The organism is Hymenobacter sp. YIM 151858-1, from assembly GCF_025979705.1.
Taxonomy (GTDB): Bacteria; Bacteroidota; Bacteroidia; order Cytophagales; family Hymenobacteraceae; genus Solirubrum.
The window spans coordinates 3,010,791-3,025,089 of sequence record NZ_CP110136.1 but is presented as its reverse complement, the minus strand read 5'-3'; the positions used below and the strand labels follow the sequence as shown (position 1 = coordinate 3,025,089).

Here is a 14,299-nt window from a genome sequence, read left to right as displayed (position 1 = left end):
CCCGCCCGGCGCCGGCCTCAATACCCCACGATGTCAGCAGTGAAAGAACATGCCGCAGTCTTTGAGGCCGCAGTAGGCCGGGCTGCCTCGGCGCTGGGCTTTGCCAGTCCGTCCGAATACATCCACGAGCGGAGCCGCAACGCCCGAGGCGTCCGGTTCCTGGCCGTGGAAGTCCTGGCGGAATTGCGTGCTGCCGGGTGGCGGCTCACGTGGGTGGATGCCGAAGACGAATAATCCTGATTCCCATGCCCGCAACCGCTACGACTTACCAGCCCCATTTGCTCGACCCGCACAGCGCCGAGCCCCAACCCATCCACCCGCGCAACGGCCGCAGCTTCCGGCTGGCCGAGCTGTACGAGCTGCTGCAGTGCCAGCGCGTGGACGTGGTGCGCCTCACCGACGAGTTGATTTTGATTATCGACGACGAAGGCAAGTTCCGCAACCCGGCTTACCTGAATCTGCTGGCTACTTACCTCTGGTACCAGTACCAGCCGCAGGCCCGCGGCCAGGACAGCATTGTGGGCCGCGTGATTCTGTGCCACGACAAGCAATTCCGCTAGGCCCATGAAAGCGCCCACCTTCCGCGCCTGGGTGCGGCCCTGCCCGCGCTTTGGCTTTGTCTGGCAAGCCCGCCAGCCCTTTTACCCGACCACCGCCAACGGCGACCGGCCCACCCGGGCCGCCGCCATGCGCGAAGCCATCCAGGACTGCCGCCACTTCCAGACCTGCCACGAACACCCCAGCCCCCGCAAGGGCTGACCGCACACGGCTACCGGGGGCCGGGCCGACAACCGGCCCCCATTTCATTTCTCCTTCTCTTTCTTCTTATGGCTAAGAAAAACGCCCCCGCTCCCGTTGCCACGCCCGCCGTGCTCGAAACCGCCCCCGCCGAAGCGCGCCGGGCCTACCTGCTGGAAAAGGTAGACGAGGCCACCGGCGAAGTAACCCAGGTGCCGCGCTTCCGCTACCTGCCGGGCCACCCGCGCCAAATCCGCTTCGACGCCAAGGCCGGCCAGTTCAACATCAACGGCGTTGCGCCGCTGGGTAATGCCCTGCGCTTCATCCCGCTGGCCTGGCGCATCTTCCAGGACGACATCCTGAACATGGGCCGCAAGCTCTGGGCCGAGCTGTTCTACGCCGACGAGAAAGGCGCCATCTGCGCCGTACTCTTCCACGGCTACTCGGTGGAGAATCTGTACCGCCTCATCGAACCGCTGTTCTATGATGATTTGACCCTGGCCGACGTGGTGGTGAAGGCGCAGGCCAGCAAGAAGGAAACCACCAAAGACGGCAAGAAGGCCACCTATTACATTGCCGAGTTCAGCTACGAGCCCGCCGACCCGGCCGAGGTGCAGGCCCGCCGCGAGTTTGCCCGGGACTTTCCCATCTGGCGCCAGGAAACTCACACCGGCACGGCCGACGTGCGCATCCAGCACGGCTACACCGTGCCCATAGAGGCAGAAGCCGCTACAGAGCAAGTGGAAGAAACCCAGCAGGCTGCCTGATGCCCGGGCCTCCGCTTCCCCTGAGGCGGGGGCCCGAGCCGGCTACCATTCCCGCGCCATGCCTCAGCTGCATACCACCCTCACGCTGCCCCGGCTCCGCATTGAGCAAGCCCCGCTCGATGCCACGGAGGCCGATCTGCTGGCCCGGCTCGGCCAGCTTATAGAGGCCACCGGCCCCATGCCCGATGTGCGCGCCTTGGCGCCGGCCATCCGTGCGCTTTTCCCGGCCCCGGCTTACCAGGTAGGCTGCGGCGGCGCCCACATCTGGCTACACCGCACCGACGACCCGAACCGCCTGGCTCTCATCCGTGAGGACCGATAAGCCTACAACGCAGAATAAAATCAAGTCACTAGGACCCTGACAGCCATGTTTCACAGCCTCCAAACCTACCCCGGCCTCACTCAGGAGCAGCACCGCGCCCTGCCGCACGTTTCCAATACTGACCTCTCCGAGCTGAAAGCCCGGGTGCTGGGCCAGCTCCGCAACCCCAACCCCCAGGCTCTGGCCTACGGCTCGGCCTTTCACGCGGCTACCCTGGAGCCCCGCACCTACGCCCGCACCGCCGACAAATGCCCCTGGCAGGAGCTGGAGCAGTTGGCCCGCCACGTGCGCCACCAGCGCTACTGCCGCGACCTGCTGTACCGCGGCACCGCCGAGCTGACCCATACCGCCGTGCACGCCGAAACCGGGGTAGGGGTAAAGGTGCGCCCCGATCTGCTGATAGTCAGCCCCGCCGGCCGCCGCCGTACCCTCATCGACTTCAAAACCACCAGCTGCCGCAGCCGGGAACAGTTCTTGGCCACCGTTGAGCAGTACGACTACGACCGCCAGGCCGCCCTCTACCTCGACGCCCTGCAGGCTGACCGCTTCCTGATTATCGGCGTCCAGAAAAAAGCTCCGCACGAGGTTTGGGTTTTCGACACCAGCGCCGATGCGGGCCTGCTCACGCAGGGCCGGAAGAAATACACTGCCCTGCTACGCCGGCACGCCGCCGAGGTCATACCTGCCGTCGGCATTGTGATGGGCACCGGGCCCGCGACGCGACACGCAGTATTACGTGCGACTGGAAACGGTGGCCTGATGTGAGTGCTTTTAGAGTTTCTGCCGTTGCTAACGGCCGCTACTACCCTCAACTGGCTGCAGCGCCATCATAATATTGGCGCGCCTTCTACCTGGACGAGTCAGGGCGCTGCTCCGTGCCGCTGGCGGCCTGTGCGTAGCGGGTGGGCTGCCGTCCAGGTAAAATTCGGCTCCCACGGCGTGGGCCCGTTGTAGGTGGGGACATGTCCTAAAGGTTGCTAGTCGCTATGATGCTTGAAGCAAGAAAGCAAAGCCGAACAGTAGGAGAACCGAGCACAAAGGTGTGGTACAGGGAACCTTAAACCTCCGCCAGGGCCAAGGATTGTACTAATAGTTCCGACTTAAGAGCAACTTCGCTTTTAGCCCTGACACCACAGTAGTCCCTTAATAGCCTGGCAATAGTGCGGGCAACCCCGTTGGCCAATGGAACGGGCACACCATTGCCAATCATCTTGAACTTTGCGCTAAGTGGCAGGTCGGTTGGTAGAATGTATTCCTCATCCACTCCCTGGATACGCAGCACCTCCCGGACGGAAAGGCGCTTGTTCTCCCATGGGTGCAGATGTACTTCGTTGTTGCCATAGCATGCAGTTGGGCTGTAGCGGTAACGATGTAACCGTTTAAAAGACCGGTTAGATACCATGCCTTCGTCCGTTGCTGCAGGTTTTTTTGAAATCAAGTTGAAACGCTCCTTAGCATTATGGGTTGTTTCCTCCAGGTGCTCAGGAACAAGACACCGGCTGACGCACAAATCGAGCTGCTGCTCTATTTCTGGTGCCGGAGGTGTTACCCCCAATGGCGTGGTGGTAGGCCATGTGTAGCTCTTGCGGGCCTCCGCGTGGGTAAACTCCTGTTCCCAACCGGCCCAACCAGCTTCTGGTAACTCAGGTGCAAATAAACCCATCTGTGGTACCTGTACCAGGTCCCGCCGGATACCAATCAGGAAAAGCCGTTCGCGGCTCTGCGGCACTCCGTAATCCAGCGAGTTTAATTTAGCGTAATCCGTTAGGTAATGCTGTTTGAAAAAGTCCCGGATCAGATCGAATTCTGCCCGGTGCTTTTTTTGTAACAAGCCAGTTACGTTCTCAAAAACGAAGAATGCTGGTTGCAGGTGGTCGATGCGCCAACAGTAATCGTGCGTCAAACTACCCCGCTGTCCACCTATACCTTCCCGTTTGCCGGCGATGCTGAAGTCTTGACAGGGTGGCCCGCCTATGATACCGAACAGGTTGGGTGTTCCTGCAGGAAAGGCCTGCTTGAGAATCGTGTCATCGTCCGGGATATCTACAATACTGCCTGCAAATGTAATCTTGGCCTCTCCGGCCTGCGGGTCTTTCCCACGACGCCAAGAGGTCATGCCCGCGGCATAAAGGGCCGCAAACTGAGGGTCGACCTCGTTAGTCCACACCACGGGAAAACCCAATGATTCAAATCCCATGTCCATGAGTCCGCCGCCTGTGAAAAAGGACAATACGGGAATCTGATGGGCTATTTCCTGCAAGCTTTGAAGTGACGCATTCATTAATTCCGCACAACTGTTATCCTCGACTGCTATATGATACAGTAACTAGTAAATGTAAATCAGCCATAACTGATAATAAAGTAGCAAAACAACAATTTCTAACTATTGGAAGCAGCGCCAACCGATACTGCGTAAGGCTCACACAGTTGCTTTACCTGGCAACCATGGCAAACTTCCGTTGCAGGCCGGGCCAGTTGCTCGCTATGGCCGGCGGCAACCTGGTTATTGACTTCCTTGAATAACGCATGGGCAGCAGCTAGCAGAAAGGAGCATTCCTGCAAACTGCCGGCCACTGGGTATTCATTACCCGCCAGATCTGCCAGCAGCATTGAAATTGGCCACTCGCCAGAACTTTCATGCAACAGGGCAGCATACAATTGCAACTGCGTAACATATTCAGGCTTGATTTTGCGGGCATCCGGCTCTGGAGACTCCGCGTCCGGTTCGGTTATGCGCCCGGTTTTGTAGTCCACCACTTCCAGATTGCCAGCGGCGTTGCGCCTGATTAGATCGGCTACACCACGAACAATACCATGACTATCAGCCAGCCATTGTTCAACACCTAGCGGAGCAGAGGAAGCTTGTTTCGACCTGCCTGTGAGCATCCAGCACAGCAGCAACTTTCTGACAGCATACTGATGAGCGCGGTAAGCAAGTGGAACCAGGTGTTGCTGCTGCTTTTTAATCAGCTCGGCCTCCTGATATTCCACTTGCTTGTTCCACTCGGCTTCAAAGTCAGCTACAGTGCTTATACCGCTTGTGTTGGCTGTTTCCAACACTTTATGAATGATGGTTCCCAAGGGCCCAGCACCGCCAGGGCCTAAACCAGAACCGGACACTGCCAATAACGTCTTCCCCTCCGAAGACCTTTCCAGCAGCACCTGATAGGCGCAGCGCTGCAGCCGCACAAACTGACTGGGAGATATACTGGTGAGAGGCTGCAGCGCTGCAATCATTATTTAAGCAGGTTTTGGCTGCTTTTGAGCCATTCATAACATTTGCCCATGCGGCGGGCCAGATTGAACGAATCCAGGAACTGGACTTGCCCATCATGGTCGAGCGCGTACTGCTGTGCCAGCGCGAGTATTTCGGTTAGCCAGCTGCCTTCCTCAGGGCGGTTGAGTTCCCAAAATGGATGAACTGCTAGAGTTATGTTCTGGCGGCTGGGACCCCATAGAAGAACCGGAAGAGTCTGGCCGTTGCTGGCCCGCAACTCGCTGACTTCGCCGGTGATGCCTCCAGGTGTAATAAAGAAGCTGGTAGCCAGATCGGAAAAAAGAGCCTTTGCCTGATCCAACCAGCCTGCGAGTTCAGGAGTAGTGAACTGCCCATCTGTACCAGCGCGGTAAGAAGGGTCTCTCATTACCCGCAGCAGACCTAGCGCAAGCCGCCAATCCAGCAAAGTATGATAACTCATGTTACGGTAACCCATCAAGCAGTTGTAGCAGGCCGTCTTGCAACGCTCAGGGTGGCCATCCGTGCCGGTTCCTCTGTCGTTGTGGATCTTGTCGAGATACCCTCCCGCCTCTGCTGGCGCTAGTGCCTCCTGTATCAAGTCCATGCCGATTGAGCCTTGGCCCACAGGAGCCATCTTTCCGAACAACCGGCGCACAAAGCCCGAACCATTTGGCAGCGCGTCGCTCAGTGTCAACTGACCCACGAAACGGCCCGCCCGTTTGTCATCGGCTAAGGGCACTTGCGTGATGCTACCAATTTCAATTTCCTCGGGCTCGATATCCTCTTCATCCGCAATGGCGCGTTGCAGCAGGAAAGCAGCTGAATAATACGCTGCCTTCACCCCGTCTCTTTGCGAACCGGTTGACCCATCTAAGCCGAGGTTCAAGCCAAGGGGCACTGTAGTGGGCTTGAGCTGCAATAGCTCCGTTTTCTTATTGGCTGCCAAGGCCACCCGCTCTTGCGGATTGGCTTCGTCAGCCAGCCACTGCTGAGTAGTCCATATGTCGTTAAGGTGCCTCTCACGCACATTTGCTTTCATTCCGCCACCAAATAATGCTTCGCGAGGCCCCTTGTTTAAGCGCCATACCACATCAGCATCCCAAAGCATGGCCTGCGACCCACGAAGCTCCAATACAGGTGTGGGCTCACTATCCGTGCCGCGTTCTGTTAAAAGGGGAGGACGCTGCACATACGAATCCACGTCTTCCCGTTCATCGCTGCCCGGTCCGTAGTTCGTACGGAATGCTTTAGGAGAAACTACTTCATAGATATGTGCCGTGCTGACGTGCGGCGCATCGAGCTCAGCCTTGCAGGCTTCGACGGGGCACACTGATGCTGGCGGGTCTGCCTGTTCACAGGTGTCTGTGTGATGGCATACCGGGCAGGTACGCATCCAGCGTCTGAGCACAAACGGGTCCCCGTCACGGTTGGTAATTACTGTCCGGTCGTGGCGTTGCTGGGTCTGCAACTCAGAGGTGAACCCAGTGGCCATATAATAGAACTTGTCTTTAAGCTTCTGGGCTCCTGGTGCAAATTCATAAATGGCAGTATCTGCCTGCCGGTCAATGAGCGGTAATATCCATCTACCGGCCTGCTGCCGTGCTCCTAAGTGCAAGTTCCGGACCGTGGTAGGCATTCCAAACATGGGGAGCACGCCACCTTGGGCTAGTTTGTCGGCGTTGTCCTCACCAGGGGATTTACTGGTCATAACCCGGTCTACTTCACGGTATAAACCAGTGCCTGTATCAGCCAGCCAATCCAGCATTTCCGGAATATATTGCTCATTCTGGGCACCAGTCATAACACCCAGGACCTTTGTAGCCCAATCTGCAGACTCCTTATTCAGCCAATGCTTAACGCCGTCCTGCCACGCAGGCCATGTCCCTTGCTCCCCGAACTCCCCGTGTACTCCGCCTCCAGTGGCACCAGCGTATTGGAACGCCTCACGCAACGCGGCTTTGGCTAGTACGCGCTTCAAAATGCGGGGCTGATCCATTGCCAAGAAGGGAGTAGGTGAATCGTCGCCAGTTATTTTGTGGGGGTTGGCAAAGTAAAACTCATCATGGCTGCGACCCCGACAGAAAGTAAAGGCGACAGAGTACGCCTGGCCCCGGCGGCCTGCACGGCCTACCCGTTGCTGGTAATTGAAGCGCTGCGGGGGCATGTTCGCTAGCATCACCGCCTGCAGGGCACCAATGTCAACGCCGACTTCCAAGGTTGTTGTAACGCTCAGTAGATCTATCTGCCGTACTACTGCCGGACCTTCGCGGGTAAGCACCACGTTACGGAAATGCCTTTGCCGCTCAAACTGGTCATCTGTTTGGCCGGTAAGTTCCTCGCAATGTAACCGGATAGAAGGGCGCGGATGAAGTGCTGCATGATATGCGAGGTAGTTCCGTTCCCACAGTTCCTGACACTGTTTTGCTGGCTGTTGGGGCAGTGGTTCACGGCAACCCGTACAAATGCCGGCTGCTGGGTGCAGGTGTGGCCGGTGACATTTGCCGCAAACCCAAACCGGGTCAGTTTTACCAGCGGCTTGCAAACTCAAGGCAATGGTATCTACGTTGCCATGGGAATCCATCACAACTGGCCCCCCTGGTCCGCGCAGATAGCGGCGCACCCAATCAGCAATAACTTCCCACTGGTCTCTGCCGCCTAGATGCAGGCCTGCAACGGCTTTCAAATACCGTTTGACGGCACCAGGAAAATCCTCGGAACTGGCCAGTGGCCGTTCGCTCTTGTATTCGCTGGTTGTGTAACGGTATTTGTCGCCCAGAATTCTGACAACGGCGCTTAGTATGTGGTCTGCGTGTGCATGAAGCGTAGATGGCAAAGCGGATAGTGCTGAACCGTTTAGCTTGGGTCTCACTACCGCCGTTCCAAGCCCTGATGCTTCAAGCGAATAGAACAGGCGGCGGAACAATAATTCTGCTACCCGGTCGGTAAGACTGTTGCGTATTCTGTCACCCAGTGCCCCATAGTTTACCTTCCATTTCGGTTTTGATGGATCGGAATAGTCGACGCCATCAAACCACGGCTGTTGCCGGTTTTGACTATCAAGGTATTGTGCTTCAAGTTCATTGCCTCCGGGGTTTACACCTAACTCCAGGAATAACTGCTGCAGCGTAGCGCTGCCATCGTTAGTGAGTCCGCTAATCAGCGCCTGTAGGGGTACTGTTTTCTCGGTAAGCTTTGCTAACGCTTCCTGCGCCTCCTCAGCTTTCTTGCGTTTTGTGCTATTGGGGCTGCTCAGATTTTGTAACTCGTCCAGCCAACTCTCCACATCATCGTAGAGCTGTTCGTTCTTCTCACGAAGTATCCCCAATTCTTCTTGGCTCAGCTGGCCGCTTTGGATGGCCTGCACCAAATCCGCTCCTTGCAATACTTGCTGCTGCAGATAACCGGTCAGCAGCTCACGCAGCAGGTCGCCGTAGTGGTTGCGTTCTATTCCATTGGCTACTTGAGCTGCATCGTCCCGGCTGTCTGAAAATACAACTAGCTTCCGGCTATCGGCGCCTTCCGGCAACTGTAACAGCAGTTCCTTAGCAAACGTCTGACTGGTCTGGCCGAAACCAGTCCGGAAGCCGCGCACTGAACTCAGACGCCTCTTGCCCCTTTCATGATTGGCGCCGCACCCAGGACATACTGCCGGCATCGCCCGCAATGGCTGTGCGTCGGCTCCAGCCTGTCCTTCTACGCAAAAAAGCCACCCCGCAATCCAATCCGGGCCGTTGGCGGCACTTGGTGCGGACGAGCCGTTCCCAAGTAGCTGCACCTGGCCGGTACGGCTATCAATTCTGGCCCGTACCCATTTAGCCGTATTGGCTGGCCGGTTTTTTCCTATACCAGGTTGCTGCCACGGAAAGGGGCCTTCCGCATCAAGTTCAGCCTGCGTCCATTCCCGCCGTGGGTTTTCATAAGGTAGCACCTTCTGGTCCCCAGCTGGCCAGAATACCGCGTAGTCTGCATAGGTCCGACGTTCCACCAAGGTTTCGGCTGCCTTTTCCGGAATGCCCTCAATGTCAGGGCTAACAGTCAACATTTGGAAGCTGTTGCGGGAGGCAGCACCTGGTACCGACCAGTTAAGGCGGGCTCCGCCATAGAACACAGTGCCGCAGCTGTCACAGTACAGACCTTCCAGTACATGCTGGCCGTCATCGGTGCGCAGCTTTGTCTGCGGCAGCAGCTCACCAAATGGCTTTCTTACCTGCTGACCGTCAGGTAGGTCAGGCAAGCCCACCCACAATCCTTCGATGTTGCGAAAGAAGAAGTGGAACCGGAACCGGGGTAATGCACGCCCCTGCATCCGTGCTGCCTTTTCAACATCCCGAAATTGCCTGTCATCGAGTAGGCCGCGCGCGATAAACAGGCCACGCATAGCGGCCCGTAAATCTGCCTCGTCATGCCCTGGGCCAAATAATGATATGGCCAGGTGCTGGAAGCCAGGGGCAAGGCTGTCATTAGCGGGCAGTACGGGTACTGCTCGGATCTTGGTGCGCCCGGTACCTTGGTCGGTCACCTGACAGGCCGCGTACAGCCGCTCGCGCAATTGCAGTTCGGCCGACAATAGGCAGCGCCCCAGCGCGGCTACACCCGTGCCGGGTTCAGTCGGGCTCTGCGTCCTTCTGCAAAACTGGTTCAGCAGCTGGGTCGCTTCGGTTGCAGCCTCGTCCAACTGGTCCCGTGTTCCGCCCCATGCGTCAGCTACCACCTTGAATGGAGCTATTGGTAAATGGCGTTTCGAGTTGCCGTCAGGAGCCACTGCTACTTCAATCTCTTGACCTTTGATGATTTGGAAAGCCTCGCTACCGTCTTCCTTAGTGGGAACACCAAAAAAGTCTTCGAGGAACTGACGACTTGCTACACCTTCCTCACCCTCTGTTTCCAACGAAGCACTACTGGCCAATATTCGTAGCTGAGGATGCACAGGCGACAGACCAAGGCGTTGTAATACGAGCCGTAAGAGGTAGGCTACCTCAGTGCCGGCAGTGCCCCGGTATAGGTGCAGCTCATCAACTACCAGGTGAAATATCCGGCTGCTGTCTTCTTCCAGCCAAAGGCGCGTCTTCTCAAAAATCGGGCTGTCCAGTGTACGCATTAGCATCACACTGAGCATCGAATAGTTGGTAATCAGGATATCCGGTGGGGAGTCCTGCATATCAAACCGGCTCCGCATTTCTGCTCCGTCCAGCTGCGGAAAGAAGGCAGTCAGTTCCTTCCGACGGTTAGCGTTTTCAGGCTGACTTATAAATTCTGCAATGGCTTCTGCATTGGCGCTAGCCTGTTGCAGCTCAGCTCGTAGCTCAGTCAGCTTGTACTTGTTAATCTCCCACTGCCCAGCCTCATTTTTCTTGCGCAATGAGCCGGCCACAGGCGTAGCCCCTGTGTATCGGCCGAAATGGATGCGGTTGCCATTGTTGTTAGCATCAAACCAGTCGCGGGCATCCTGCGAGTCAAGGGCCCGCCGCAAGCGGGTCATCTGATCCTCAACCAGGGCGTTCATCGGGTAGAGAATCATCGCCCGCACTGCCGCGGGGCGTTTCTCGTGCCCGCGTTGTTTAGCGGCAGGTTTTAAGCCGCTACCAGTCGTTGCCGCTTTATCAACTGCGCTAGTATCCGTGAGCTTATTTGGGCCATCCCACCAGTTTTTCGCACTAGCTGGCATCTCTCCAGCCGGCCGCCATTCCTTTCGGGTGAATTCCTTGGTGATTTCAGCCAACAGCGGCAACAGGAATGATTCGGTCTTACCAGAACCAGTACCAGATGTAATAACGCAATGTCTATGCTGCAGAGCTTCCCGCAGCATTGTCACCTGGTGTTCATACAATTCTATCTCAGGGTTGTCAATCAAGCCAGATTGGATCAGGCCCTTGAATAGCTCCTGCTGCCTGCTGTTTAATCCGGGTAAGTCATCCGGGCCAAGCGCAGCAATATTCTTCCTGCTGCTCTTGTACTCCGGTAGTGGTTCGGCCCAAGGCTGACGGTACAGCACCCGGTCCTGATGCAGCAGTTTGTGCCGACGTTCCTCTATATCTGGAAATTTGGTGCGGAACGCTGTTTCAACGTAGCGGATAAAATTGTCGCGGATGGTGTCAAACGCACCGATTGGATCATTCATAATAAGAGGAGGCGGGCAAACAGTTCAGGTGTTGTACTTCGATGATTTTCTGTCCCAGAAGCTCAGGTAATTTGTTATAGAGCAGTGTGTACATGCCAGGGGCGCTGTAGACGTTATAGCGCCGTATCTGACCGGCGTAGTCAACGAGGCACTGCTCAGGAGCTAACCCGCTTAATAGAGTGGCCGCCCGGGCCGGTAATTCGGGTAACGGCGTTGCGGCTGGCACGGCAAGCAATTCCTGTGACTGGCTATGGAGCAGCACCCGTTTCGGTGCTCCTGCCTCTGCCCGCGAAAGAACTAGGTACCTTCCCCAGCTCTTATCAACGGCATAAGGAATATTGTCCTGCCACAAGTAACAGTGGCGCCGGTATACTGTAAGCTCAAATTCAACCAGACTGAAGGATTTGTTACCAACTCCTTCCTGCCATTGTAGCGTTTGCGGATTGAACCAGGACTGCTTCCAGTCATCAGGGAGTTCATCGTTGTGGGGTTGCAACGAAGCGCAGTAGGCTTCCAGCTTGGTGGAAAAAGCCATCAGTTCCGGTTGCACCAGGTCGCTGCAGAATTGCAGTCGGCATTCGGCCGCCAAGTGTTTTAGTTTGTGCAGTCCATAACTGGTTTGGGCATTCCCGCGCGCTGTTAACACCACCCGATCAGGCAAAAGCAGGTGGGCGTTACTCTTGGGCTGTGGCCTCACTTCCACCTCGATATCTAACGCTGCAGCCTGTTGCTTAATATCCGCGATGAGCTGCTTGGTACGTGCCCCTGTCAAGAGCATGCGCCGGCCACAGAAGCCTGTAGGTGCTGGCAACAGGATGACCCCAGGGGGATGTACCCGTAGGAGACCATGCTGCGCGTCATAGTCCCCAAACCCTAGTTGGCCATACAGACGCATAGCAGCACGCTTGTCTACTGCCTTCAATAAGACTGCGTGTGAACCTGGGGCTGCTTCACGGCGCCGTTTATCATGGATTACCTGAAACGCCTCGCCGAATTCCTGATTGGTGAGCCGCCCCTGTAGAGTCAGATAATGTAAAAGGGTATCGTTGTGCAATGCAGATTTAGCAAACGGGTTGGAAATACTGGGCATAGACCACCTGCTGGCGGAAGCGAAGCTGTTGCAGAGTTTGGGTTTCTCCACGCAGCTCATATCCGTCATAGCACAGGCCTATCAACTCCTCAGGAATCATGCTTGTAGCAAGTCCCAATGAATCCCGGCTTGGAGCAGAATAATTTTCTGGCAGCTTGCTGGAAGTAATGCAATGTGGTAGACTGCTAACATTTGCTTCGCCGACGGCAAATACCCTGAACTTCCTATCCGTCGCCACGCCGGAAGGTAAATGCCATAGTGCGACGTCTTTAGCGTCCTGACTTAACTCAACTGCTGGCCCTCCATCTGTGTAAGCCAAGCATAGCTGCCAATCTTTCTGGCCGTTGATAACCCGGAACGAAGGCACCAATTCACCCAAGTAGGTGCGGTAACCGCAGGCCAAGCCACCTTCTGCCACAATTTGAATTTCAGTAGCGACTGATAGGCCAGCCAGGCCTGTTGCGTCAGCAGGCAAACCTTCCAGCCAGAACAGGCAGTGGTCGTCTGGAACCCCATTGAAGTGTGACCAGTCCAGAAACCCGGCCGGTCCAACGCCACTCTTCCACTGCTGTATAGCGCTGGAATGGCGCTTATGGCAAAGAACTAACAGGGGGGTACCACGTTCGAGTGTCTGCGCTGGTACCCACCACTGGTAAAAACCGTAACGCCCTCCGGAAATGAAGACTTGAAGTTCAGCCAGCTGGGCTACCACCTTCCAGTTGTTTGCAGTATCTCGGTAAACCTGGGCTTCTCTACTAGTCTTTATACCTTCTACTTCCTGCGACCATTCGGTAGTTTCCGGTTGAACAGCTTGCTGCTGTACGCCCGGTCCCGTTAGCACCAGATCATCCGGAATCGGTGTTTTGATATCCAGCCGGTAGTGTAGGGAAAGCTTTCCGGTTTCATTTATCCAATCAGGGATAAAAGGCATCAGCCGGGCGTAAGTTTCACCGCGGTACTCCACAGTCTTCACCTGCCCACCCGAGCGTACTACCCGTTCGCGCCGGCTAGTGCTGCCAGTCCAACGGTCTAGTATGTTCTGCACAATATCTACTACCGCCACCCCTAGTTCTGTGCCCTCTTGCAACTCGTGGCGGGTTGAAGTAGGTAGCAGTAGGTTGGAGTCCTGCAGTAACAGACTCCGCATTTTGTCGGCAGTGACTCTGGACCCTGGCAGTATATTGTTTCGGCCAAAAAAAGCTGGCAAACCGCTCAAGGTACTTGGAGGGAGGAGACATTGAGCCCGTGGCCAGCCGACATGAATATGGTGCCCCAGCTTCCGGGCCACCAGCACCCCGCGTGTGCCCTGCAAATCTTCCTGGCTCCACCGGGCTAACTCTTGCCACATCTGCACCCAAACCCCGCTGCCTAGCTGGGCAAAGGCATTGTCTGGCATCTCTGTCTTGCGTAGCAGTAGCCCTTTACCTCTGAAAAAGTTATTCCAGCATCTGTAAAACCCTCGGGTTACAGACGTATCGATGCTGAACGGCAGCGTGAAGCAAGCCAAATACAACAGATGGAGCGGGGCCTTGAGCGATAGCCTTTTGTTGCCACGAAACAAAACTGTGCGCTGACCGGCAGTAGCTCCCGGTGCGGCCTGCATCCAGTCTTGCCAAGCATACTTGGCCAGCTCAGCAGGGTGGGCTGGTGCATCGCGTACAATCCAGTCGTGTATTTCCTCACCGAGTACTACAGATTGTTTACTCGAGGATACATTATCCCAGAATACAGGACCGCGTTGTAGGGCTTGCCAAAAGTCACGCAGAATGACAGCGTTTTCGGCGCTGGCCAGTGTTGCCAAGGTACTAGTGGCGGTGGGTTTGGCTGCTGCCAACTGCACCGCTTGCAGTAGATTGTCCTCGGTGAGATATAAGAACACCTCCTGTCCCTGCCGGGCAGGTTTAAACAAATAATCTGCGACCAGATTATTCCACTGTATATAGTCCATTTATAATGTTAGCTCGTCAGCCGCAATTCATTTGCAGCTGGTTTTTTCGGGTCTAGCAAGTAGTTGATAAAGTCACAT

At 56.2% G+C, this 14,299-nt stretch carries 10 protein-coding genes and 1 pseudogene; 6 read left to right on the top strand and 5 right to left on the bottom strand.

Translation table 11 applies throughout. From position 1 onward, the window contains the following. Nucleotides 1–30: 30 nt before the first annotated feature. From OIS50_RS13385 to OIS50_RS13360, 6 genes and pseudogenes are all read left to right on the top strand, one after another. Nucleotides 31–234, top strand: coding sequence for a hypothetical protein (locus OIS50_RS13385; protein WP_264691140.1), 204 nt, complete (start codon nt 31–33; stop codon nt 232–234). Nucleotides 235–245: 11 nt separating this feature from the next. After that, a complete protein-coding gene (locus OIS50_RS13380) occupies nt 246–560 on the top strand; it encodes a DUF3846 domain-containing protein (RefSeq protein ID WP_264691139.1) in 315 nt (104 codons plus the stop codon). Between the two features lie 4 nt (nt 561–564). Then, on the top strand, nt 565–759 hold the full coding sequence (locus tag OIS50_RS13375; RefSeq protein WP_264691138.1) for a hypothetical protein: 195 nt from the start codon (nt 565–567) through the stop codon (nt 757–759). 68 nt (nt 760–827) lie between these two features. Next, nucleotides 828–1,505 (top strand): hypothetical protein, encoded by a 678-nt coding sequence (locus OIS50_RS13370; protein WP_264691137.1) that lies wholly within the window; start codon nt 828–830, stop codon nt 1,503–1,505. A gap of 58 nt (nt 1,506–1,563) precedes the next feature. Beyond that, entirely contained in the window at nt 1,564–1,827 is a 264-nt protein-coding gene (locus OIS50_RS13365; RefSeq protein WP_264691136.1) for a hypothetical protein, read from the top strand. 45 nt (nt 1,828–1,872) lie between these two features. Further along, a pseudogene (locus OIS50_RS13360) lies at nt 1,873–2,478 on the top strand (PD-(D/E)XK nuclease-like domain-containing protein); the annotation flags it as partial. A 406-nt stretch (nt 2,479–2,884) separates the two neighbouring features. On the opposite strand, the gene OIS50_RS13355 reads toward OIS50_RS13360, so the two are convergent. From OIS50_RS13355 to OIS50_RS13335, 5 genes are all read right to left on the bottom strand, one after another. Further along, nucleotides 2,885–4,108: a DNA cytosine methyltransferase gene (locus OIS50_RS13355; RefSeq protein ID WP_264691134.1), complete on the bottom strand. Its 1,224-nt coding sequence runs from the start codon at nt 4,106–4,108 to the stop codon at nt 2,885–2,887. A gap of 98 nt (nt 4,109–4,206) precedes the next feature. After that, complete coding sequence (locus tag OIS50_RS13350; protein ID WP_264691133.1) at nt 4,207–5,064, bottom strand: RecB family exonuclease; 858 nt, start codon at nt 5,062–5,064, stop codon at nt 4,207–4,209. Further along, nucleotides 5,064–11,183 (bottom strand): DEAD/DEAH box helicase, encoded by a 6,120-nt coding sequence (locus OIS50_RS13345; RefSeq protein WP_264691132.1) that lies wholly within the window; start codon nt 11,181–11,183, stop codon nt 5,064–5,066. The genes OIS50_RS13350 and OIS50_RS13345 overlap by 1 nt, the downstream gene beginning before the upstream one ends. Then, nucleotides 11,176–12,273 (bottom strand): hypothetical protein, encoded by a 1,098-nt coding sequence (locus OIS50_RS13340; protein ID WP_264691131.1) that lies wholly within the window; start codon nt 12,271–12,273, stop codon nt 11,176–11,178. The genes OIS50_RS13345 and OIS50_RS13340 overlap by 8 nt, the downstream gene beginning before the upstream one ends. Further along, nucleotides 12,245–14,221, bottom strand: a complete 1,977-nt coding sequence (locus OIS50_RS13335) for a hypothetical protein (protein WP_264691130.1) — start codon at nt 14,219–14,221, stop codon at nt 12,245–12,247. The genes OIS50_RS13340 and OIS50_RS13335 overlap by 29 nt, the downstream gene beginning before the upstream one ends. Nucleotides 14,222–14,299 lie beyond the last annotated feature (78 nt).